This is a genomic window from Embleya sp. NPDC005575 (assembly GCF_040605455.1).
Classification (GTDB): Bacteria; Actinomycetota; Actinomycetes; order Streptomycetales; family Streptomycetaceae; genus Embleya.
In genome coordinates, this window is record NZ_JBEXCV010000025.1 from 14,345 (window position 1) to 35,614 (window position 21,270).

Annotated in this window: 23 protein-coding genes, 1 pseudogene and 1 riboswitch; of the genes and pseudogenes, 10 read left to right on the forward strand and 14 right to left on the reverse strand. The window is 70.6% G+C overall.

Translation table 11 applies throughout. The features are described from left to right. Window positions 1-124: 124 nt before the first annotated feature. The 4 genes from ABZS54_RS11480 to ABZS54_RS11495 form a co-directional block, all read right to left on the reverse strand. Window positions 125-904: a transglycosylase family protein gene (locus ABZS54_RS11480; RefSeq protein ID WP_355533617.1), complete on the reverse strand. Its 780-nt coding sequence runs from the start codon at window positions 902-904 to the stop codon at window positions 125-127. Then, window positions 905-1,094: riboswitch (cyclic di-AMP (ydaO/yuaA leader) on the reverse strand. A 196-nt stretch (window positions 1,095-1,290) separates the two neighbouring features. Further along, entirely contained in the window at window positions 1,291-1,626 is a 336-nt protein-coding gene (locus ABZS54_RS11485) for an EthD family reductase (RefSeq protein WP_355533619.1), read from the reverse strand. Between the two features lie 82 nt (window positions 1,627-1,708). Beyond that, on the reverse strand, window positions 1,709-2,533 hold the full coding sequence (locus ABZS54_RS11490) for a phosphoenolpyruvate hydrolase family protein (protein WP_355533621.1): 825 nt from the start codon (window positions 2,531-2,533) through the stop codon (window positions 1,709-1,711). 1 nt (window position 2,534) lies between these two features. After that, entirely contained in the window at window positions 2,535-3,779 is a 1,245-nt protein-coding gene (locus tag ABZS54_RS11495) for a Tm-1-like ATP-binding domain-containing protein (protein ID WP_355533623.1), read from the reverse strand. A gap of 156 nt (window positions 3,780-3,935) precedes the next feature. Between ABZS54_RS11495 and ABZS54_RS11500 the strand changes: the two genes are divergently transcribed. Continuing rightward, a complete protein-coding gene (locus ABZS54_RS11500) occupies window positions 3,936-4,721 on the forward strand; it encodes an SDR family oxidoreductase (RefSeq protein ID WP_355533625.1) in 786 nt (261 codons plus the stop codon). Between the two features lie 19 nt (window positions 4,722-4,740). Here ABZS54_RS11500 and ABZS54_RS11505 read toward each other — a convergent pair whose 3' ends face one another. Continuing rightward, complete coding sequence (locus ABZS54_RS11505) at window positions 4,741-5,046, reverse strand: hypothetical protein (RefSeq protein ID WP_355533627.1); 306 nt, start codon at window positions 5,044-5,046, stop codon at window positions 4,741-4,743. Window positions 5,047-5,535: 489 nt separating this feature from the next. Between ABZS54_RS11505 and ABZS54_RS11510 the strand changes: the two genes are divergently transcribed. The 3 genes from ABZS54_RS11510 to pucD are packed head-to-tail and all read left to right on the forward strand — an operon-like array spanning window position 5,536 to window position 9,287. After that, complete coding sequence (locus ABZS54_RS11510; RefSeq protein ID WP_355533629.1) at window positions 5,536-6,420, forward strand: xanthine dehydrogenase family protein subunit M; 885 nt, start codon at window positions 5,536-5,538, stop codon at window positions 6,418-6,420. Further along, entirely contained in the window at window positions 6,417-6,917 is a 501-nt protein-coding gene (locus tag ABZS54_RS11515; protein ID WP_355533631.1) for a (2Fe-2S)-binding protein, read from the forward strand. Before ABZS54_RS11510 ends, ABZS54_RS11515 begins: the two co-directional genes overlap by 4 nt. A 3-nt stretch (window positions 6,918-6,920) precedes the next feature. After that, window positions 6,921-9,287, forward strand: a complete 2,367-nt coding sequence (gene pucD, locus ABZS54_RS11520; protein ID WP_355533633.1) for a xanthine dehydrogenase subunit D — start codon at window positions 6,921-6,923, stop codon at window positions 9,285-9,287. 426 nt (window positions 9,288-9,713) lie between these two features. Here the strand turns inward: pucD and ABZS54_RS11525 are convergent, their stop codons facing one another. From ABZS54_RS11525 to ABZS54_RS11550, 6 genes are all read right to left on the reverse strand, one after another. Continuing rightward, entirely contained in the window at window positions 9,714-9,923 is a 210-nt protein-coding gene (locus tag ABZS54_RS11525) for a CsbD family protein (RefSeq protein ID WP_355533635.1), read from the reverse strand. Between the two features lie 116 nt (window positions 9,924-10,039). After that, the gene (locus ABZS54_RS11530; protein ID WP_355533637.1) at window positions 10,040-11,452 is read right to left on the reverse strand and encodes a family 2B encapsulin nanocompartment shell protein; all 1,413 of its coding nucleotides are present in this window, start codon (window positions 11,450-11,452) and stop codon (window positions 10,040-10,042) included. A gap of 260 nt (window positions 11,453-11,712) precedes the next feature. Continuing rightward, window positions 11,713-12,822, reverse strand: a complete 1,110-nt coding sequence (gene alc / locus ABZS54_RS11535) for an allantoicase (protein ID WP_355533639.1) — start codon at window positions 12,820-12,822, stop codon at window positions 11,713-11,715. A 91-nt stretch (window positions 12,823-12,913) separates the two neighbouring features. After that, on the reverse strand, window positions 12,914-14,257 hold the full coding sequence (allB, locus tag ABZS54_RS11540) for an allantoinase AllB (protein ID WP_355533641.1): 1,344 nt from the start codon (window positions 14,255-14,257) through the stop codon (window positions 12,914-12,916). Next, the gene (locus ABZS54_RS11545) at window positions 14,254-14,376 is read right to left on the reverse strand and encodes a hypothetical protein (protein WP_355533643.1); all 123 of its coding nucleotides are present in this window, start codon (window positions 14,374-14,376) and stop codon (window positions 14,254-14,256) included. The genes allB and ABZS54_RS11545 overlap by 4 nt, the downstream gene beginning before the upstream one ends. 189 nt (window positions 14,377-14,565) lie before the next feature. Continuing rightward, window positions 14,566-14,772, reverse strand: a complete 207-nt coding sequence (locus ABZS54_RS11550; RefSeq protein ID WP_355533645.1) for a hypothetical protein — start codon at window positions 14,770-14,772, stop codon at window positions 14,566-14,568. A gap of 55 nt (window positions 14,773-14,827) precedes the next feature. Between ABZS54_RS11550 and ABZS54_RS11555 the strand changes: the two genes are divergently transcribed. The 6 genes and pseudogenes from ABZS54_RS11555 to ABZS54_RS11580 all read left to right on the forward strand — a co-directional run bounded on the left by ABZS54_RS11555 (window position 14,828) and on the right by ABZS54_RS11580 (window position 18,384). Beyond that, window positions 14,828-15,085, forward strand: a complete 258-nt coding sequence (locus ABZS54_RS11555) for a thiamine-binding protein (RefSeq protein ID WP_355533647.1) — start codon at window positions 14,828-14,830, stop codon at window positions 15,083-15,085. After that, on the forward strand, window positions 15,082-15,444 hold the full coding sequence (locus tag ABZS54_RS11560) for a helix-turn-helix domain-containing protein (protein WP_355533649.1): 363 nt from the start codon (window positions 15,082-15,084) through the stop codon (window positions 15,442-15,444). The genes ABZS54_RS11555 and ABZS54_RS11560 overlap by 4 nt, the downstream gene beginning before the upstream one ends. 272 nt (window positions 15,445-15,716) lie before the next feature. Then, window positions 15,717-16,214, forward strand: coding sequence for a 2-oxo-4-hydroxy-4-carboxy-5-ureidoimidazoline decarboxylase (gene uraD, locus ABZS54_RS11565; protein WP_355533651.1), 498 nt, complete (start codon window positions 15,717-15,719; stop codon window positions 16,212-16,214). Continuing rightward, on the forward strand, window positions 16,211-16,552 hold the full coding sequence (uraH, locus tag ABZS54_RS11570; protein ID WP_355533653.1) for a hydroxyisourate hydrolase: 342 nt from the start codon (window positions 16,211-16,213) through the stop codon (window positions 16,550-16,552). Before uraD ends, uraH begins: the two co-directional genes overlap by 4 nt. Window positions 16,553-16,632: 80 nt before the next feature. Then, window positions 16,633-16,812 (forward strand): annotated as a pseudogene (locus ABZS54_RS11575) (urate oxidase); the annotation flags it as partial. Between the two features lie 168 nt (window positions 16,813-16,980). Further along, window positions 16,981-18,384: an 8-oxoguanine deaminase gene (locus ABZS54_RS11580; protein WP_355533716.1), complete on the forward strand. Its 1,404-nt coding sequence runs from the start codon at window positions 16,981-16,983 to the stop codon at window positions 18,382-18,384. A gap of 98 nt (window positions 18,385-18,482) precedes the next feature. Here the strand turns inward: ABZS54_RS11580 and ABZS54_RS11585 are convergent, their stop codons facing one another. From ABZS54_RS11585 to aceB, 3 genes are all read right to left on the reverse strand, one after another. Then, window positions 18,483-18,839, reverse strand: a complete 357-nt coding sequence (locus ABZS54_RS11585; protein ID WP_355533655.1) for an SseB family protein — start codon at window positions 18,837-18,839, stop codon at window positions 18,483-18,485. A 122-nt stretch (window positions 18,840-18,961) separates the two neighbouring features. Continuing rightward, complete coding sequence (locus ABZS54_RS11590) at window positions 18,962-19,351, reverse strand: gamma-glutamylcyclotransferase (protein WP_355533657.1); 390 nt, start codon at window positions 19,349-19,351, stop codon at window positions 18,962-18,964. Between the two features lie 229 nt (window positions 19,352-19,580). Beyond that, window positions 19,581-21,200 carry a malate synthase A gene (aceB, locus tag ABZS54_RS11595; RefSeq protein WP_355533659.1) on the reverse strand — a complete coding sequence of 540 codons (1,620 nt, stop codon included), beginning with the start codon at window positions 21,198-21,200 and terminating at the stop codon, window positions 19,581-19,583. Window positions 21,201-21,270 lie beyond the last annotated feature (70 nt).

Sequence of the window (21,270 nt, forward strand, 5' to 3'; positions counted from 1 at the left end):
GCCCGACCGTCACCCATCCGGGCCGGCAACGCGGTTCGGTCGCGGGCCACTTGACCCGACGTTTCCCGAACACGGGCGTAGGCCCCGCCGAAGTACTCGGCGGGGCCTACGTGGTGACGGTGGATCAGATGGAGAGCTGGGTGCCCACGCCGATCAGGTTCGGGTTGCTCCCGATGACGCCCGCGTTGGCGGCATACAGGGCCTTGTAGCCACCCTTGACACCGAGCTTGGCGGCGACTCCGGACAGCGTGTCACCGGCCTTGACGGTGTAGGTGCCGGAGCCCGACGCCTGCTTGGTCGCGGCCTGCTTGGTCGCGGCCTGCTTGGTCGCGGCCTGCTTCGGTGCGGCCTGCTTCGGTGCGGCCTGCTTCGGCTGCGCCTGGACCTTCGGCGCGTTGCCGGCGGAGGTCTTCGGCGCGTTCTCGGTCACGGGCTTGGCCTCGGCCTTGGGCGCGGCCTTCGGCTCGACCTTGCTCTTGGTCTTGCCGGTGGTCGACGAGTCGGCCGTGGCGGAGGCGTTCCCGCCCTTGCCCAGACCGGCCTTCTGCGAGCAGACCGGCCACGCGCCCGGACCCTGGCTCGCCAGGACCCGCTCGGCGACCGCGATCTGCTGGTCCTTGGTGGCCTGTTGGGCGCTGGGGGCGTACTGGCTGCCGCCGAACGCGTTCCAGGTACTCGGGGTGAACTGCAGACCGCCGGAGAAACCGTTGCCCGTGTTGATGCCCCAGTTCCCGGTGCTCTCGCACTGGGCGACCGCGTCCCACGTGGACGAGGACGCGGCGTTCGCGCTGCCCGCCATGCCCACCAGGGGAAGGACGAGACCCGCACCGGCGGCGACGGCGATGCCGGCGCGACGGCCACGAGAGAGCGAGCGAACGGGAGCGGTGATGGCACGGAAGGTCATTGATTACCTCGTCGGGCGCCTACGAAGTTAGCTGTCGGGTTCGGACGATTGGCCCGGCCTCGCCTGGAACAGGCATGGCTTCACCCCAGACATCGACAAGGCCGATGTCGGCACTTACTTGGTTCCCCCGCTCCTGCCGCCAGTCGATATCGACTGCTTCCCTCGGACGGCGGCAGGATTCGGCGTACCGCCCGGGGAGTCCGCTTGTGCGAACAACCACGAAGCTACGCACCGCTCCGCCGGGATGGCAACCATTTCGGGCGATTTGTGAGGTGCCCCATAGGGGGGAATTGCACCTATTTACCCGATATGTCGCTGTCCTTGCAGGTCACGGTGCCGGCGTCCACGGTGCGCGGCCGCGTGGTCACCCGTGCGTCAGCGACGAGCTATTCCGTCGCGGGCAGCTCCACAGGTACGACTACCCGCTCCTCGTCCCAGAGGAACGTCGCACCGCCGGTCGCGAAATTGGCGACATCGGCCACCGTGGCCCGCCCCTCCGGCGAATCCAGGGTCGCTTCGATACCCGCGCGAGTCGGTGCGTACAGCCCGACCACCAGGTAATAGGGCGGCTGCGCACCGGACGGATCCGGTTCGCACTTGCCGATGGTCCAGCCGGTCAGCCCGGGCATGGTGCGGGCGAGCGGCACGTGCTTCTCCCAGTAATAGGAGTCGAACTCCGCCGGATCCTCGGGGTGGCCATAGAGCACGGTCAGCTTGTACACGCCGACTCCTCACGATCGTGTGGTGGATGTGTGTCCTGCGAGTGGTGCCCTGTGCGGCCGGCGGGTGGTGCCCGGACAGGCCCTAGCGGACGGTGATGCGCTTGAACGCCCGCGCCTGGTCGGTGATGGCCACCTCGGTCGGCAGCCGTTCCATACTGGAGGCGCCGAAGAAGCCCACCACGCCGGTGGTGTGGGCCAGCACGTACGCGGCGTCCTCGGGTTCGGCGATCGGCCCGCCGTGGCACAGCACCAGTACGTCCGGGTTCACCTCCGCCGCCGCGTCGCGCATTTGCTGCACCCGCTCCACCGCTTGGTCGAGCGAGACCGCGGTGGTCGCGCCGATGCTGCCCTTGGTGGTCAGCCCCAGGTGCGGGACCAGGATGTCGGCGCCCGCCGCGGTCATCGCGCGGGCCTGCTCGGCGTCGAAGACGTAGGGAGCGGTGAGCAGACCGCGCTCGGCAGCCAGCCGGATCATCTCCACCTCCAGGTTGTAGCCCATCCCGGTCTCCTCCAGGTTCTGCCGGAAGACGCCGTCGAACAGGCCGACCGTGGGGAAGTTCTGCACACCCGCGAAGCCCATCGCGGCGAGCTGGTCCAGGAAGTGCGGCATGATCCGAAACGGATCGGTGCCGCACACGCCCGCCAGTACCGGGGTGCGCCGGACCACGGGCAACACCTCGCCCGCCATGTCGACCACGATCGCGTTGGCGTCGCCGTAGGGCAGCAGCCCGGCGAGCGAACCCCGGCCGGCCATTCGGTAGCGGCCCGAGTTGTAGATGATGATCAGGTCCACGCCGCCGGCCTCGGCGCACTTGGCCGACAGTCCCGTGCCCGCGCCCGCGCCGATCACGACGCCGCCCTGCTCGACCGTCCTGTGCAGTCGGCCCCGCGCCTCGCGTCCGTTCATCTCAGTCCACACGTCCCTTCATGATCATTTCGTGCAGTCGATCCGCAGCCGCCGTGGCGAACTTCGGATCGTTGATGTCCGTCGCCGCCTCGTGCAACTCGACGGAGCTACCCGCGAGTTGAGTCCGCAGTTCGTCAAACAGCGCCTTGTCGGCGACGGAATCGTAGAAGGGCGCGCCCTCGACGTCGATCGCCGAGACCCCGTGCAGTGGCAGGTAGAGGGCGGTGGGACCGGTCGCGGCAACCAGCTTGGCGGCGATCCGCCGACCCAGCTCGGCGTTCTCCGCGGGTGTGGTGCGCATCAGCGTCACCGTCGGGTTGTGCACGTACAGCTGCCGCTCCTCGAACCGCGCGGGCACGGTGTCGCGCGGGCCGAAGTTGACCATGTCCAGCGCTCCGACGCTGACCACCTGCGGCAGCCCCACCCGCCCGGCCGCGGTCAGCCGCTCGGGGCCCGCGCTGAGCACCCCGCCGACCAGGTCGTCGGCCAGTTCGGTGGTGGTCAGGTCGAGGATCCCGGCCAGGAAGCCCGCCTCGGCCAGATTCTCCATCGACGTGCCACCCGCGCCGGTGGCGTGGAAGACCAGCACCTCGTAGCCCAGCTCGGTGAGCCGCTCGCGCGCGGCGTCCACCGCCGGGGTGGTCACCCCGAACATCGAGGCGGCGATCAGCGGTCGACCCTCGCCGGTGACCCCCGCGACCGCAGCACGATCCTCCGCGTAACCGCCCGCCATGCCCGCGATCGCATCCGCCGCATTGCCCAGGATGCGCTCGGAGAGCCGGTTGATCCCGGCGATGTCCACGACGCTGTACATCATCGTCACGTCCACCGCGCCGACGTACGGCGAAACGTCGCCCGCCGCCATCGTGGAAACCAGCAGCTTGGGCACGCCCACCGGCAGCGCCCGCATCGCGTAGGAGGCGATCGCCGACCCGCCCGAGCCGCCCATCGCGAGCACGCCGTCCACCCGGCCCTGCTCGTAGAGCTCGCGCAGGATGGACGCGGCCCCCTCGGCCATCGCGGTGGTCGCCGCGCCCCGGTCGGCCCGGGTGCGCAGGTCGGCCAGATCGGTGCCGGCCGCCGCCGCGACGTCGGCCGCCTGCACGTCGGCCTGGGCGAGCGAATCGCCGAGCACGCCCACGTTCATCAACACCACCTCGGCTCCCCTGGCACGCAGCCGGTAGGCCAACCACGCGTATTCGGATCCCTTGGTGTCGAGCGTTCCGATCAGTACGACGGTGGGCATCGGTGCCTCCGGTGGGTCGGTAGGGCTTGCCGGGTTGACGCTTCGGCGGCGAATGGCCGCGCACAGTAACCCAACCGGATGATCATGGCGATTGAAAGCACCGTGCGGTAGGACGGGTGGCGAGTTCCGAAGATTTGGCACGTCGCGGAGGTAACGATGGCGGAGGAACCGGACGGACGGGTCGCAATCGTCGCCGGAGCGGGCGACGGCATCGGGCGTGCCTGTGCGCTGGCCCTGGCCCGCACCGGCGCGGATCTGGCGCTGGCCGCGCGACGGCCCGAGCCGTTGCGGCAACTCGCGGACGAGATCCGCGAGCTGACGGGCCGTCGGGTGATCGCAGTACCGACCGACCTGGCCGACCAGGCCGGGTGCCGGGCACTGGTGGACACCGCGGCGCGCGAACTCGGCCGGGTGGACGTGGTGGTCAACGTCGCGACGTACAACCCGTCGGGCCGGCTGGAGCAGTTGGACCCGGCGGAATTTCGGCGGGCGTTCGAGACCAACGTGCTCGGCGTACTGGCCGTCTCGCGTGCCGCGCTGCCGTACATGCGCGCGGTCGGCGGTGGGTCGATCGTGCAGATCAGCTCGGAGGCGCCGCGCGCGAAACTGGTGAACCTGGGCGCCTACGCGGCGACCAAGGCCGCGATGGAGGTCGCCTCCGGCGTGCTGGCCAAGGAGGTCGGCCCGGACGGCGTGCGGGTCAACGTGGTCGTCGCGGGCTACACCGACAACGCCAAGCTGGCCGCGTACATCGCCGACATCGCCGCGCGCCGAGACGTGCCCGAGGCGGAGGTACGCGCCGAGATGACCAAGTCGTCGGCGCTGCGCCGGATCACCCAACCGGAGGACATCGCGGACGCGGTCGCGTTCCTGGCCTCCCCCGGGGCCCGGGCCATCACCGGCACGATCACCCCGGTCACCTCGGGCGTCTCCTTCGGCTGACCCGCAGGCTCGCGGCGGTTCACGGCGGCCCGCGGCGGCCGGCACCGCCCGCCGCGAGCGCGCGCTCAGTGCAGCTTGAGCGCCAGGAAGAAGTCCACCTTGTCCTCCAGCCGGGGATGTCCGCCGCGATCAGTGCGAGCACCCCGTCCAGGCCCGCCCCGCCGGCGGCGGCCTGCACCAACCGTCGGTGCCGGTCGACCACCGCCGTCAGGTCGGTCGCCCGTTCCGCGGAGATCCGGCGGATCACGAATTCGGTCGGATACGCGAACGAGAGCTCCTCCTCGACCGCGAACAGCGGCAGGTGGTGCCGCGCGCACGCCCGCACCAGATCGACCGGGATGTCGCCGATCTCGGCCTGCCCGGCGGCCGGCGCGGTGGCCCCGCCCCGGTCAGCACCCGGGCGAAGCGATCCGAGTCCTCCGGCCCCGCACGCCGGCCCATGCCGGTCAGCACCAGGGCGCCGGCGGTCAGGTATCGACTGGGGTCGTGCAGGTCGGTGGTCATCACGGCCCGCACCGACCGGTCCGGTTCCTCCGCGCCCACCAACAACCGGATCCCGGGTATGCCGGCACGGCCTGGGCGCACCCGGCGGATCCGTCATACCGGTTCGACGACCGGACGAGCATTTGGAGAAAAGTACGGGAACAACGCCCACTTGACACGCCTGGGTCATGTCTTTGGTGGGTACTCACAGTGACCCTCGTCTCGGTGTACTGTTTCGCACCCTCCGATCCGGTCAGGCCCGAAGCGAAGCGCCCCCGCGACGGGTACAAGGACGGTAGGGCCATACGCAAGGCAGAAGGAGACACCCGTCATGGAATTCCTGCGGCCCGCGACGTGGGAGGAGGCGCTCGCCGTCAAGGCGCAGCACCCGTCCGCGGTCCCGATCGCCGGTGGCACCGACGTGATGGTCGAACTGAACTTCGACCGGCATCGTCCGGACGCACTGCTCGATCTCAACCGTATCCACGAGCTGCACACGTGGCAGATCGAGGACGACGGCACCGTGTGCCTCGGTGCCTCCGTGCCGTACTCGAAGATCATCGACGCGCTGCACGACCGGCTCCCGGGCCTGTCACTGGGGGCGCGCACGGTCGGGTCGCCACAGATCCGCAACCGGGGCTCGGTCGGCGGCAACCTGGGCGGCGCGTCGCCGGCCGGCGACGCGCACCCGCCGCTGCTCGCGTCCGGCGCCACGGTCGAGGCCGCCTCGGTGCGCGGCGCCCGACTGATCCCGATCGACGACTTCTATGTCGGGGTCAAGCGCAACGCGCTGGAGCCGGACGAGCTGATCCGGACGATCCACATCCCCTCGGCGACCGGACCGCAGCAGTTCGCCAAGATCGGCACGCGCAACGCGATGGTGATCGCGGTCTGCTCGTTCGCGGTCGCGCTGCACCCGCGGGCCCGCGACGTGCGCACCGGGATCGGCTCCGCCGCGCCCACCCCGCTCCGGGCGAGCGAGGCCGAGGCGTTCATCCGTGCCGAGCTCGACGACACGGGCCTGTGGACCTCCGGCGGCGAGCTCCCCGTGGCGACCGCCAAGCGCTTCGGCGAACTGGTGGCGCAGGCCGCCTCACCGATCGACGACGTGCGCGGCTCGGCCGCCTACCGCCGGCATGCGCTGGCCGTGATGGCGCGCCGCACCCTGCTCTGGACCTGGAACGACCACCGCGCCACCGGGAGGGCCGCCGCATGAGGGTCACATTCACCGTGAACGGCCGCCCGACCGAGGCGGACGACGTGTGGGAGGGCGAAAGCCTGCTCTACGTGCTGCGCGAGCGGGTCGGGCTGCCCGGTTCCAAGAACGCGTGCGAGCAGGGCGAGTGCGGCTCCTGCACGGTCTATCTGGACGGCGATCCGGTCTGTTCGTGTCTGGTCGCGGCCGGCCAGGTGCAGGACCGCGAGGTCGGCACCGTCGAGGGCCTGGCCGACGGCGACACGCTGGACGCGGTCCAGCAGGCGTTCGTGGACGCGGGCGCCGTGCAGTGCGGATTCTGCACGCCGGGCCTGGTGGTCCAGACGCACGACCTGTTGAACCGGGCGCACCACCCCTCGGACGCGGAGATCCGCGAGGCGCTCTCCGGCAACCTGTGCCGCTGCACGGGCTACGAGAAGATCATGGACGCGGTCCGCCTGGCCGCGGCCCGCAAGGCGGACGCCCGCGACGCGGCCTCCACCGGGCTGGAGGGCTGAGCCATGGCCGGTCCGACCAAGCCGAAGAACCTCCAGGACGTGACCGCTCCCGGCCGGGACGGCATCGGCGCCTCACCGCTGCGGCCGGACGGCATCCTCAAGGTCAGGGGCGACTTCGCCTACTCCTCGGACCTGTGGCACGAGGACATGCTGTGGGGCATGGCGCTGCGCAGCCCGCACGCGCGGGCCCGGATCCTGTCCCTGGACGTGTCCGCGGCGCTCGCCCAGCCGGGTGTGTACGCGGTGCTCACCCACGAGGACATCCCGGGCAGCAAGTACTACGGCCTGGAGATCCAGGACCAGCCGGTGCTCGCCATCGACGAGGTGCGCTTCCACGGCGAGCCGATCGTGATCGTCGCGGCCGACCATCCCGAGACCGCGCGGCGCGCGATCGCCAAGATCGTGGTCGAGTACGACGTGCTGCCCTCGATCGGGCCGGTCGAGGCGTTGGACCCGGAGCGGTACGGCTACGTGCACGCCCCCGCCGACTACAAGGCCCACGCCTTCGGCAACATCGTGCACAGCCAGCACATCCACCACGGCGACGGGGATTCGGCCGAGGTACGGGCGCTCGCGGACGTGATCGTGCGCGGCGAGTACGAGGTCGGCATGCAGGACCAGGCGTTCCTGGGCCCGGAGTCCGGTCTCGCGGTGCCGGCCGAGGACGGCGGCATCGACCTGTACATCGCCACCCAGTGGCTGCACGTGGACCGGCAGCAGATGTGCCCGGTGCTGGGCCTGCCGCCGGAGAAGGTGCGGCTCACCCTGGCCGGCGTCGGCGGTGCGTTCGGCGGGCGCGAGGACATCTCGATGCAGGTGCACGCGTGCCTGCTCGCGCAGCACACCGGCAAGCCGGTCAAGATCGTCTACAACCGCGAGGAGTCGTTCTTCGGCCACGTGCACCGCCACCCCGCGACGATGGTGTTCGAGCACGGTGCCACCCGGGACGGCAGGCTGGTCTTCGTCAAGGCCGAGATCGTGCTGGACGGCGGCGCCTACGCGTCCGCGTCGCCCGCGGTGGTCGGCAACGCGGCCTCGCTGGGCATCGGTCCGTACGTGATCCCTCATGCGGTGGTCGACTCGACCGCGGTGTACACCAACAACCCGCCGTGCGGCGCGATGCGCGGCTTCGGCGCGGTGCAGATGTGCTTCGGCTACGAGACGCAGATGGACCGACTGGCCGCCGAACTTGACCTGGATCCGGTCGAGTTGCGCCGGATGAACGCGATGGAGCAGGGCTCGGTACTGCCCACCGGACAGGCCGTGGACGCCCCGGCGCCGGTGGCCGAGCTGCTCCGGCGGGTCAAGGCGATGCCGCTGCCGGAGGCGGAGAACTGGCTCACGGCGGACGGGCCGGACGTGCGCGAGCTGCCCGGCGGGCTGTCCAACACCACGCACGGCGAAGGCGTCGTGCGCGGTATCGGCTACGCGGTGGGCATCAAGAACGTCGGCTTCTCCGAGGGTTTCGACGATTACTCGACCGCGCGGGTCCGGCTCGAGGTGATCAATGGCGCGCCGGTCGCGCTGGTGCACACCGCGATGGCCGAGGTCGGGCAGGGCGGGATCACCGTGCACGCGCAGATCGTGCGCACCGAGTTGGGTGTGGACCAGGTGACCATCGCGCCGGCGGACACCCGGGTGGGCTCGGCCGGTTCGACGTCCGCGTCCCGGCAGACGTACATGACCGGCGGCGCGGTGAAGCAGGCGGCCGAGGCGGTGCGCACCGTGCTGCTCGCTCGGGGTCGGGACCGGTACGGCTGGGCGCCCGCGTTCGCGGCGGGCCTGCGTCTGTCCGGCGGCAAGGTGCTCACCGCCGCGGGCGAGGTGGTCGCCGACCTGGTGGACCTGCTCGGCGACGAACCGGTGGACGAGACGACCGAGTTCCGCCACCGCCCGACCCAGGCGTTCGACAAGGTCACCGGACAGGGCTTCGGACACGTCCAGTACACGTTCTGCGCGCACCGCGCGGTCGTGGACGTGGATGTGGAACTGGGCCTGGTCAAGGTGGTCGAACTGGCCGCCGCGCAGGACGTCGGCAAGGCGATCAATCCGCTCGCCGTGGTCGGCCAGATCCATGGCGGCAGCACCCAGGGGTTGGGTTTGGCGGTGATGGAGGAGATCATCGTCCGGGACGGCAAGGTTCGGAACCCGTCCTTCACGGACTACCTGATCCCCACCATTCTCGACACCCCGCCGATGCCGGTGGACGTGCTCGAACTGGCCGATCCCAACGCGCCTTACGGCCTGCGCGGGGCCGGCGAGGCACCCACTCTCTCCTCCACGCCGGCCATCGTCGCGGCGATCCGCGCGGCGACCGGCCTACCGCTGAACCGGGTACCGGTTCGGCCGGAACACCTCACCGAGACCTGAGACACCGTCAGTTCCGGTTTCCAGAACCGCGGAGGTCGACGTACAACCGACCATCGGGGACGCGCTTGGACGATATTCCCGGAAGTCCCGGAAAATTCCGAACGCGTCGACCCGGATTCCCGTCCGCCACCGGGTGTGGTCATCCCTATCGGCTCCTATTCGGGTTTCGGTGGCGGCAGATGCGCGACACCACGCTCGAAGAAGATTTCCATCTCCTCGACATTCCGGTAAAGCGCCTCGGCAAATGCGGTGGCTTTGGCGTGGGCGATGGTCACACCGCCGGGCAAATGCGGACGCGTAGGTGCCGGTGAGATCGCGACCAATAATCGCCACACCAACACGCTCGACGACGCGCCCGCGGTGGATACGTCGTGAGGCCCCCGGCTTGAGCCGGGGGCCTCATGGGGCGCTGGAGTGAGCAGGGGGTCAGTCGCGCTTCATCGACCCCTTGATCTTGTTGATCGCCTCGTTGGCCTTGTCCTTGGCGCCCGCGGCGGCTTCCTTGGCCTTGGCCGAGCCCTGGTCCTGCTGACCCTCGTCGCGCAGATCCTCGTTGCCGGTCGCCTCGCCGAGCTTCTCCTTGGCCTTGCCGCCGGCGTCCTGGGCCTTGTTGCGGATGTTGTCGTCGATGCCCATGTCTCGGGTCTCCTGTCGCGATTGACCGCGCGCGTCCGTTGATCGCGCGACGTCCAACCCGACCTATAACCGCAAACGACCCATTCGACACACTTTCGTGATCTTCATGACCTTTGTCACCTGGCCCGGGAGATCTCCACGTTCTCCAGCACGCCCAGCGCGTCGGGCACCAGCACCGCCGCCGAGTAGTACGCCGTGACCAGGTAGGAGATCAGCGCCTGCTCGTTGATACCCATGAAACGCACCGACAGGCCGGGCTGGTACTCGTCCGGCAGGCCGGTCTGGTGCAGACCCACCACGCCCTGGTCGTCCTCACCCGTACGCAACACCAGGATCGAACTGGTGCGCGCCTCGGAGATCGGGATCTTGTTGCACGGGAAGATCGGTACGCCGCGCCAGGCCGGAATCTGGTTGCCGCCCACGTCGACCGTGGTCGGGTACAGGCCGAGCCGGCTGCACTCGCGGCCGAACGCGGCGATGGTGCGCGGGTGGGCCAGGAACAACCGGGAGCCGCGGCGGCGACTGAGCAGCTCGTCCATGTCGTCCGGCGTCGGCGGGCCGGCCTGGGCCTGGATGCGCTGCTCGTAGTCCGCGTTGTGCAGCAGACCGAACTCGGGATTGTTGATCAGCTCGTGTTCCTGCCGCTCGCGCAACGCCTCGATGGTCAGTCGCAGCTGCTGCTCGATCTGATCCATCGGCTGGTTGTACAGGTCGGCAACTCGGCTGTGCACCCGCAGCACGGTCTGCGCCGCGCTCAACTCGTACTCACGCGGCTTGAGTTCGTAGTCCACGAAGCTGCCCGGCAGTACCGCCTCGCCGTGGTGGCCGGCGGACATCGGGATCTCCGCCTCGCCCTTCGCGTTCTGCGGGCGGCTGCTGCCCTCGGCGTATTCCGCGAGGTGCTCGCGCAGGCTGTCGGCGTGCAGGCCGTCGAAGGCGTCCCTGGCCAGCTCCAGCACGATCACCGAAGTGGCCGCCGTGGCCGTGTACCCCCACGACGATTGACGGTCGACGAGCATCTTCTCGCCGAAGTGGTCGCCGTCGCCATGCAGCCCGAGCGAGGTGCGATCGCCGTAGGGACCCACCCCGGATTTGGCGATCTTGCCGTGCACGACCAGGACCACCCGGTCGTTCGGCTCACCCATCGTCGCGAGCGTCTCCCCCGCCGCGTACTCCCGGCGCACGAAGCGGTCCGCCAGCGCGCGCAGCACCTCGTCGTCCGCGAACCCGCGCAGCGGGGCCAGCTCGCCCAACTCGGCCGGAATCACCCGGACTTCGGACCCGGTCTGGACGAACTGCACGCGCCCGTCGCCGACCCGGTAACTCAACCGCCGGTTGACCCGGTACGTACCACCCGACACCTGGACCCACGGCAACATCTTGAGCAGCCACCGCGACGTGATGTCCTGCATCTGCGGGACGGTCTTGGTGGTGGTCGCGAGATTTCGCGCCGCTGCCGTCGCAAGACTCGAACGAGCCTGCGTGTCCTGGGCTTCACTTTCCGTGCCGGCCCCAGCATCGATCGACAACGATTCCGCCTCCCCTGGATGAACCGGCCCGCTCCCCTGGCTGAACCGGTGTGCGCGAACAATCGTTGCCGGTGCGGAGGCAGCCGGCCATTACCCGATCGGGTGAGACTGGACGGGCGTGGAAGTGGCTATGTACGTACGGTCGCCTGTGCGGTTCACGCCCGGGCACCTGCTCGGGTGTCTGCTCGGGTGTCTGCTCGGGTGTCTGCCGAACGGCCGAGCGCGCGCGCCCCGGCATCCGAGGACGTCGAAGCGCGCGCCTACCCGGCCTGATCGGGCTTCGAAAAGTTCTTCGCTGCGGCCTGTGGCCCGCGGGCTCGGGCGTCCCGGAGGTCCGGGGTGTGGAAACGGTTCCGAAGAGCCGTCAGGCCGGCCTCGGTCAGCCGGCCCGGCAGCCGCAGTCGGGCCACCCCACCGTCCGGAAAGACCTCGATGCGGACGTGCGTGACGGGCCGCACGTCGGTGAGCCGGAAGCGGTGCCGGGTGTCCGGTTGGACCCGGGTGCGTGGCAGCAGTTCGAACCACGCGTTCGGGTCCTCGTCCGCGTCGCTGCCGACGAGCGCGACCCACCCCGGCGCATTGCCCAGGTAGTTGTCGATGTCGATCTCCGCGGCCAGGATCTCGGCCCGCCCGACCAGGCGCACCCGCACCCAGTCGTGCCCGTCGTCGCGCCGGCGCCGGGTCTCCCAGCCCTCGCCCATCACCCGCGAGCGGCCCGGCGCGTTGAGGTTGTGCGGCGAGGAGAAGTAGCGGTCGCTGGCCGCCTCGGCCACCGCGCCGTATTCCTGCGCGGCCAGGTCCACGGTGAGCCCGTCCAGCCAGGCCGGGTCCGGCACCGCCTCGCCGTACACGCGCAGCCGGGCCACGCCGCCGTCCGGGAAGATGTTCAGCCGTACGTGGGTGAACCGCTGTGCGGCGGTGACCGCGAACGGGTGCGCCGTATCGCCCTTCAGGTCGGTGCGCGCGACGATCGTGGTCCATCGCACGGCCGGGTCGAGCAGTTCCTCCACCGAGGGGGTGCCGGGTACGGCCGCGGCCTCCACCGAGGCGCTCGGCGGGTGGTTGCCGGTGAAGAACGCGGTGTCCACCACGATCCCGCGCAGCACACCGGGCACGCCGAGCCGAATGATCGCCCAGTCGTGCGCGTCCGCCTCGGGATGCGGGTGCTCGGCCGAGGCGCCGCGCCGGCGGCGGGTCTCCCAACCGTCCATGATCTGGCCCTTGGGCCCGAACGTATGCGGGGTGAACACCGGCGGTTCGGCACTGACCAGGTTCTCCTTCTCGGCGAACCACTCGTCGTTGGCGGCCACCACGCCGGCTCCGAGGGCGCGTGCGGCGAGGTTGACGTATTCGGTGAAATCGGTGCTCACGGTTGATCTCCTTCTCCTGAGCGGGAGTTGGCGTGACTCGGCGACGACTCGCAAGAGTGGGGGCGGGCCGTGGCCGCGCACCCCGCGGTGATCACGAGGCGGTCTCCGTCCGGTCCAGAAGCCGCCCACGCGGGCTGCCGTGCACATCCACGGGCGCGCCCGCGAGCCACGTGGTGCGCACCGCGCCGGTGAGCGCACGGCCCGCGTAGGGGGTGATCGGGTTGCGGTGATGCAGTCCGGCGGGGTGCACGGTGAACACCGCGTCCGGGTCGAACGCGACCATGTCGGCGTCGTATCCGGGCGCGATCGCGCCTTTGCGGGCCAGCCCGACCAGCCGGGCCGGGCCGGCAGACATCAGCGCGGCCACGTCGGCCAGTGCGAAGCCGCGGGACCGGGCCTCGGTCCACACCGTGGGCAGTCCCAGTTGCAGCGACGCGATGCCGCCCCAGGCCGCGGCGAAGTCGCCGACGTCCAGCCGTTTGAGGTCGGCGGTACACGGCGAGTGGTCGGAGACCACGGCGGCGAACGAACCCGCCCGGATCCCGCGCCACAGCCGATCGCGGTTGTCCCGGGAACGGATCGGCGGGCAACACTTGAACGCGGTGTCACCCGCCGGGACGCCCTCGGCGGCCAGGGTCAGGTAGTGCGGACAGGTCTCGGCGGTGACCGCGATCCCTGCTGTTCGAGCGGCGTCCAGGAGCGGCAACACGTCGGCCGAGGACACGTGCAGGACGTGTACCCGGGCACCGACGCGCCCGGCGGTGTCGAGCAATTGCGCCACCGCGACGGTCTCGGCCGCGTCGGGCCGCGATGCCAGGAAGTCGGCGTACGCCCGGCCGGGCACCTGTGGTGCGGCGTCCAGCACGTGTGGCGCCTCGGCGTGGATGATCGCCAGTGCCCCGAGCCGGGCCTGTTCGGTGAGCGCCTCGGCCAGTTCGGCCGCGTCCACGTGCGGGAACTCGTCGACGCCGGACGGCGCGAGGAAGCTTTTGAAGCCGTACACGCCGCCCCGATGCAGCGGCTCCAGCTGGTCGGTGTTGCCCGGGATCGCGCCACCCCAGAAGCCCACGTCCACGTACACCCGGCCGCGCGCCACCTTCTGCTTGACCCGCAGCGCATCGAGCGTGACGGTGGCCGGGATCGAGTTCAGCGGCATGTCGATCAGCGTGGTGACGCCGCCGGCCGCCGCGGCCCTGGTCGCGCTGGTGAAGCCCTCCCATGCGGTGCGGCCCGGCTCGTTGATGTGTACGTGGGTGTCCACCAGGCCGGGCAGCAGGGCGAGTTCGCCCAGATCCTCGACCGGCGCGCCGGTGGCGGTGCGATACGGCAGCACGTCCGTGATCCGGTCGCCGGCCACGACCACGTCGGCCGGCTGCTCGCCGGTCGGGGTGAACACCCGGCGCGAGCGCAGTACCAGCGTGGGGGTAGGGGTCACAACGCGTCCTCCGGGTCCGCTCCGTGTGTCTGCTCGGCCCGATCGCTCAGCAGGTCCCGGGCCGGTGGCTCGCCCGCGTTGAACTTGTCGGGGGCGGCCAGGACGACGACCGGTCCCATGCGCTGCTCCTTCGGGTGGGCTGTCCGGAGGCACAGTCAACTACGTGGCCGCCGCTCTCGCAGGGATCGACGGGGCCGGCGACCGCCCGGCGACGCGGGCGCGACACCGGTTATGGGATCACGTCACCGGGCGGAACCGATGTGCCGTTCGGTGCGCCGCTTCGCTCCCGTTCGGGTGCGTGCTCCGGCCTACGGAATCGGCTCGAACTCCTCGACCGCGTCGATCGCGGGCCCGTGCGGCGTGTTCGCCTCGCGCTCGATCATGATCTCCACCAGGACCGGGCGTGACGTGCGTTGCGCCTCCTCGCGGGCCCATTCGATGGTCGATCCGATCTCGTCCGGCTCGACCGCGCGCTTGCCCGAGCAGCCGTACGCCTCCATCACACGCGACTTCAACAGTTTGTCAAGGGCGGTCCCGGTGCGGAGTTCGGCCGGACGCTAGGGTTCGGGCGTGCGATTGCGGATTGAGTTCTCGACCGAACCGTTCGACCCGGACGGCGTGCCGGCCCATGCCCTGGAGGCCCGGCGGGTCGTCGACGAGGCGGGCCTCGACGTGGAGGTCGGCCCGTTCGGCACGACCGCCGAGGGCGAAGCGGACGTCGTCCGCGCGGCGCCCGACCAGGTGTTCCGAGGCACGCTCGGCCTCGGAGCGACCCGGATCCCGGTACAGATCACCACCGTGCCAAGAACGCCGGGAGGCCGGGCGTGAGCCCCGCCGAACACCCGCTGTCCGCCGCGATCAAGCCCCTGGTGACCGCGATCGGCGCCCAATTCGTCGCCCCGGAGGAAGCCGGCCCCGACGACGTGATCCTGGACTGGGAGGGCGAGCCGGTCGTCGCCGTCCGCCTCCCGGGCCTGGGCACCGCCCTCGATCGCCTCCTCGGCGACGCGGAACGCCAATACGGCCCACTGGCCGACCTCGACCGCGAGGCCAAACAACGCGTGGTCCGCACCCTCGAACAACGCGGCGCCTTCACGATCCGCCACGGCGTCGAAACGGTCGCCACAGCCCTCGGCGTCAGCCGCTTCACGGTCTACAACTACCTCAACCGAGAAACCCGAACCTGAGCTCGGCCGCCTCGGCCGTCCCGACGCGGCTCCGCCCCGGGCGGGCGCCGGCTCGACCGCGCCCGGCGCGAAGTAATACCCCCACGCGAGCACTTCGGTGCGCCGCGCTTCCGGCGCGTCGAGTTGTGATCCCCGGTGACCGACTTCAACAAACTGTTGACGGCGGAGATTGGGAGCGCCTAGCGTTCCGGCCATCGTCGCGTCGGGGTATCCCCTCGGGTGCGGCGTTCACCTCCGGACGGGTGTGCCCGCCGAGTGAGGAGGTAACCGAGATGTCGTCAGCGCCAGGACTCGACAGGCTCAACGACGCGTCCGCCGACGAGGCGATCCGGCTGCTCGGTGAGGTCTGTGCGAGCGGTGCCTGGATCGGCGCGGTGCTCGCGGCTCGGCCCTATGGCGACCCGGAGAGGCTGTACACCAGTTCCGACCAGGCGGTGGCGGCGCTCACCGCCGACGATCTCCGCGAGGCGATCGACGGCCATGCCGTGATCGGCCGCCCGCGCCAGGACGATCCGCAGTCGGCACGCGAACAGTCGGGCGTCCACCGGGCGGGTGACGCGGTGTTGGCCGACCTGCGGGCCGGGAACATCGCGTACGAGAGCCGGTTCGGCCGGGTCTTCCTGATCTGCGCGAGCGGTCGCAGCGCCGCGGAGATGCTCGCCGAACTGCGGCACCGACTCGACAACGACCCGGCGTCCGAGTGGGAGGTCACCCGCGAGGAGCTGCGGAAGATCAACCGCCTGCGCCTGGAAGGGCTGATCTCCGCGTGATCTCCACCCACATCCTGGACACCAGCGAGGGCCGACCGGCGACCGACGTCCCGGTCGAGTTGTCCGAGCGCGCCGCCGACGGAACGTGGACCGTGCTGGGCACGTCCGCGACGAACGCGGACGGCCGCTGCCCGGACCTGCCGCCGCCGGGTGTTCGGCCGGACGCCGGACCGGTCGACGTCCGACTGGTCTTCGACGTCGCCGCGTACCGCCGCGCCCGCGGCGAAACGCCGTTCTTCCCGGAGATCCAGGTGGTCTTCACCGCCGAACCCGGCACGCATTACCACGTACCGCTCTTGCTCAACCCATACGGATACTCCGTCTATCGAGGGAGCTGACAGGCATGCCGATGGTGCTCGCCCAGAACCGGTACGGCAAGGCGGAGACCCGCGTGGTCCGGGTCCGGCGCGACGCCGAACGGCACGAGGTGGACGAGGTTCGGCTGTCGCTGCCGAACTAGCACCACTTCCTCGTCGACATGGAGCAGATCGGCGTCAAGAACGACAAGGAGGTGTACTACGCCGCCGATCGACCCTACGGTTTGATCGGGGGCACGGTGCACCGCGAGGTTGTCACCCCATTGATTCCGGTGGACTGAACACCGGCCGGTCGGGCATCCGCTCCCGGAGGATTCTCCATCCGCCGTCCCGCCTCCGGGGCCCACGCAGGACCAGACGGCGGTACGTTCGCACGTTGGACCGCTGCCGCAAGGGGACTGCCCATGTCTGTAGGGAAATCCGCAGGGAAATCCGCAGTGCACGGCACAGTGAACGCCACAGAGACCTCCGCCGGCACCTCCGCCGAGGCCGCCGACCTCGGCCGCATCGTCATCGAGAACTGCGCGATCGCGACCGTGGACGCGCGGGACACCGAGCACGCCTTCGGCCACATCGTGGTAGCGGGCAACCGCATCGAGTCGGTCGGCGCCGGAGCCGCCCCGGCCGGCCTGCAAAACGTCGTGCGCCGGATCGACGGAACCGGCCACCTGGTCACGCCGGGCCTGGTCAACACGCATCACCACTTCTACCAGTGGATCACCCGCGGTCTCGCCCAGGAGTGCAACCTCTTCGACTGGCTCGTGGCGCTGTATCCCACCTGGGCGAGGATCGACGACGAAATGTGTTACGCCGCCGCGCAGGGCTCGGCCGCCGCACTGTTGCGCTCGGGCTGTACCACCTCCACGGATCACGCGTACGTCTTCCCCAAGGACGGCGGAGACATCCTGGGTGCGGAGATCCGCGCGCTTGCCGAACTGGGGATGCGCTTCCAACCCACCCGGGGCTCGATGGACCTCGGCCGGTCGCAGGGCGGGCTGCCGCCGGACGCGTGCGTCGAGGACACCGACGCGGCGCTCGCCGCGACGGCCGAGGCGATCGACACGTGGCACGACGCGTCCTTCGACTCGATGGTGCGGGTCACCGCCGCACCCTGCTCGCCGTTCTCGGTCACTCGGCAACTGCTGAGCGGAGCAGCTGAGTTGGCCCGCGCCAAGGGCGCCCGGCTGCACACCCACGGCTCCGAGACGGTGGAAGAGGAGGCTTTTTGCCAGGAGAAATTCGGCATGGGCCCCACCGACTACCTGGAGAGCGTCGGCTGGTTGGGCGAGGACGTGTGGATGGCGCACTGCGTACACATGAAAGACTCGGACATCACCAAGTTCGCCGCCACCGGCACCGGCGTGGCGCACTGCCCGTCCTCCAACGCCCGGCTGGCCGCGGGCATCGCGCGCGTGCCGGAGATGGTGGCCGCCGGCATCCCGGTCGGCCTGGGCGTCGACGGCACCGCCTCCAACGAGTCGGGCGAACTGGGTACGGAACTGCGCAACGCGCTGCTGATCGCCCGGCTGCGGGGCGGCCCGGGCGCGATGACGGCCCGTCAGTCGCTGCGGCTGGGCACGATGGGCGGTGCGAAGGTGCTCGGTCGCGAGCGCGAGATCGGCTCGTTGGAGCCCGGCAAGCTCGCCGACCTGGCGATGTGGCGGGTGGACGGCGTGCTGCACTCGGGCATCGTCGACCCGGTCGCGGCCCTGGTCCTGGGCGCGGCGGCGCCGCTGACCCTGCTGCTGGTGAACGGTCGCGAGGTGGTCGAACAGGGTCACCTGTCCCGGGTCGACGAGGAGGAAATCGCCCGCAGTGTGGCCCACGCGGCGGCCCGGCTGCGCACCAAGTGAGCCCCGGGAATCCCTGACATGCCGTCACGCGGCCGGGCATCCCCAGGACTTCGGCCGCGCGGCGGCACGGTCCGTGCAGTCCGCGCGCAGCCTTCCCGTCAGTCGCGCGGTGTCGCGGCCCTGGCGACCAGGGCCAGCGGTACGCTCGCGCACTGCGTGGCGGAGGCCACCGTCATGGTGCGCACCCCGGTCCGCCCGGCGATGTCGACCAGGCGCGCCGCGTCGCACAGGTATGGCCGGGCGTGCGGCACGTCCCGAGCGCAGGTGGCCGCGTCGACGAACGCCGGCAGCCACGGCTGCCCGTCCTGCCCGTGGATGAAGACCACCGACTCGGTGTCGTCGATCGGGACCACCACCCCACCGGCCACGATCTCCGCGAGCAGGTCGGCGGGGTCGATCTCGGTGTCGTCGGCGCGGTCGAGGAGGGCGGCCAAGGCCGGGTTCGCGGCAGTCATGCCATGATCATATGGGCCCCGATTGTCGGGATTGGGCACCGACCGCCGATCATCACGGCGCCCGGCGGACGTCGCGACGGGCGGGTCCGACCCCCGTCGCCCCCGTCGTCCTCGAAGCCGGACTACGCCTCGCGCCCCAGCGTCCGCAGATAGGCGCGCCAGCCGCCGAACTCGGTGATCTCCCGGTGCCGGCCCGACTCCGATTCGCCGCGTCGCAGGATCATCGAGAAGCAGGCCGAGCCGTCCTCCAGCTTGATGATCCCGAACTCCAGCTCGGCCGGCTCGGTCGGCAGCAGGTTGTCGCGCAGCACCTCGTCCGGAACCTCGTACACCTCGCCCGCGATCTGCGCCTCGCTCGCCGGGTCGGGCAACAGACCAGGGCAGCGGTCGCCGATGGAGAAGAAGCGATAGCCGCGCGCGGTACGGGTCTTGGCGATCAGCGGCGCACCGTCGAGGTGGTGGTGGAACGGACCACCCTCCATCGCCTGGCCGTTGAGGAACATCCGTGCCATGTGCTGCCTCCTGTTCGATGCCGCGCGAAGGTGTCGGCGGTGGGTCCACGCATGCGCGCCGCTCGACGGAACGACCGACGCGACCGGTGGAACCGGCACGACGTCGCCTGCGGCCGAAGCGCTGCGAGAATGTGCGGAACGACCGGGCCCGCCCGATTGCCCGCGCCCCACGACCGCCGGGGTGGGGCCGGCTGTTCCGCGTAATCGGGGAATCTGCGAACAGCGCGGATCAGCCGAGGAGTTCGCATCCCGGCAGGGTGAGGAAGTCGACGAACTCCTCGGCGAGAGCCACCGTGAGGAACAGGTCGCGCGCGGCCGTCCAGCGACCCGCCTCGAACCGATCGTCGCCGATCTCCTCGCGCAGTGCGCCCAGTTCCTCGACGACCAGGCGCCGGACCAGGTCCGCGGTCACCTTCCCGCCGGTATCCGAGAGCACCACGCCGTTGTTGATCCACTGCCATACCTGGGATCGGGAGATCTCCGCGGTCGCCACGTCCTCCATCAGGCCGAACACCGCGACCGCGCCGTATCCACGCAGCCACGCCTCCAGGTAGCGCAGCCCGACCCCGACCGCCGCGTGCAGTCCGGCGCCGGTCGGCGACCCCTGCGCGGACGCCACGTCCAGGAGCTGATCCGCCGTCACCTCGACGTCGTCCCGGGTGCGTTCGATCTGGTTCGGCCGATCACCGAGCACCGCGTCGAACGCCTCGCGGCAGACCGGCACCAGGTCCGGATGGGCCACCCACGAGCCGTCGAAGCCGTCGCCGGCCTCGCGGTCCTTGTCGTCCCGCACCTTCGTCAGCGCCGCCGCGTTGGCCACCGCGTCGCGCCGGGAGGGAATCACCGCCGCCATCCCGCCGATCGCGTGCGCCCCGCGCCGATGGCAGGTGCGCACGAGCAGTTCGGTGTAGGCGCGCATGAACGGCGCGGTCATGGTGATCGCGTTGCGGTCCGGCAGCACGAACGCGTCACCCGCGTCGCGGAAGTTCTTCACGATGCTGAACAGGTAGTCCCAGCGGCCCGCGTTCAGGCCCGACGCGTGCTCGCGCAGTTCGTACAGAATCTCGTCCATCTCGAACGCGGCGGTGATCGTCTCGATCAGCACCGTGGCGCGGATCGTGCCGTGCGGAATGTCCAGCAGATCCTGCGCGTGCCGGAACACGTCGTTCCACAGCCGGGCTTCGAGGTGGCTCTCGATCTTCGGCAGGTAGAAGTACGGGCCCAGGCCCCGATCGAGCAGGCGGGCCGCGTTGTGGAAGAAGTACAGCCCGAAGTCGACCAACGCACCGGCTGCCGGCGCCCCGTCGACCAGGACGTGCCGTTCGTCCAGGTGCCAGCCGCGCGGGCGCATCACCACGGTGGCCAGCTCGCCGTCCGGGCGCAGCCGGTAGGTCTTGCCCTCGGCGGTGGAGAAGTCGATCCGCCGGTCGTAGGCGTCGATCAGGTTGAGTTGATGCGCGACGACGTTGTGCCAGGTCGGCGCCGAGGCGTCCTCGAAGTCGGCGAGCCAGATTTGGGCACCCGAGTTGAGCGCGTTGATGGTCATCTTGCGGTCCGCCGGACCGGTGATCTCCACCCGCCGGTCGCGCAGCGCGGGCGGCGCCTCGGCCACTCGCCATTCGGCGGCGCGCACCTCGGCGGTCTCCGGCAGAAAGTCGAGCCGGCCGGTGCGGGCGATCTCCTCGCGTCGGACCCGGCGCAGGGCGAGCAGCGCGTCGCGACGGCCGCCGAACCTGCGCTGCAGGCTCGCCACGAAGCGCAGCGCCTCGGTGGTGAGCACCTCGTCCGCTCGCGGCACGGAGCCGCCGGTCGCCGTGCTGTGCTTGACCACGATGGCCGGTGCACTCATGGGTGGCTCTCCTTCGCCGTCGACGCTCTTTTGTAGAGTGGACATTAGTTTCCGAGAAACGGAAGTTCAA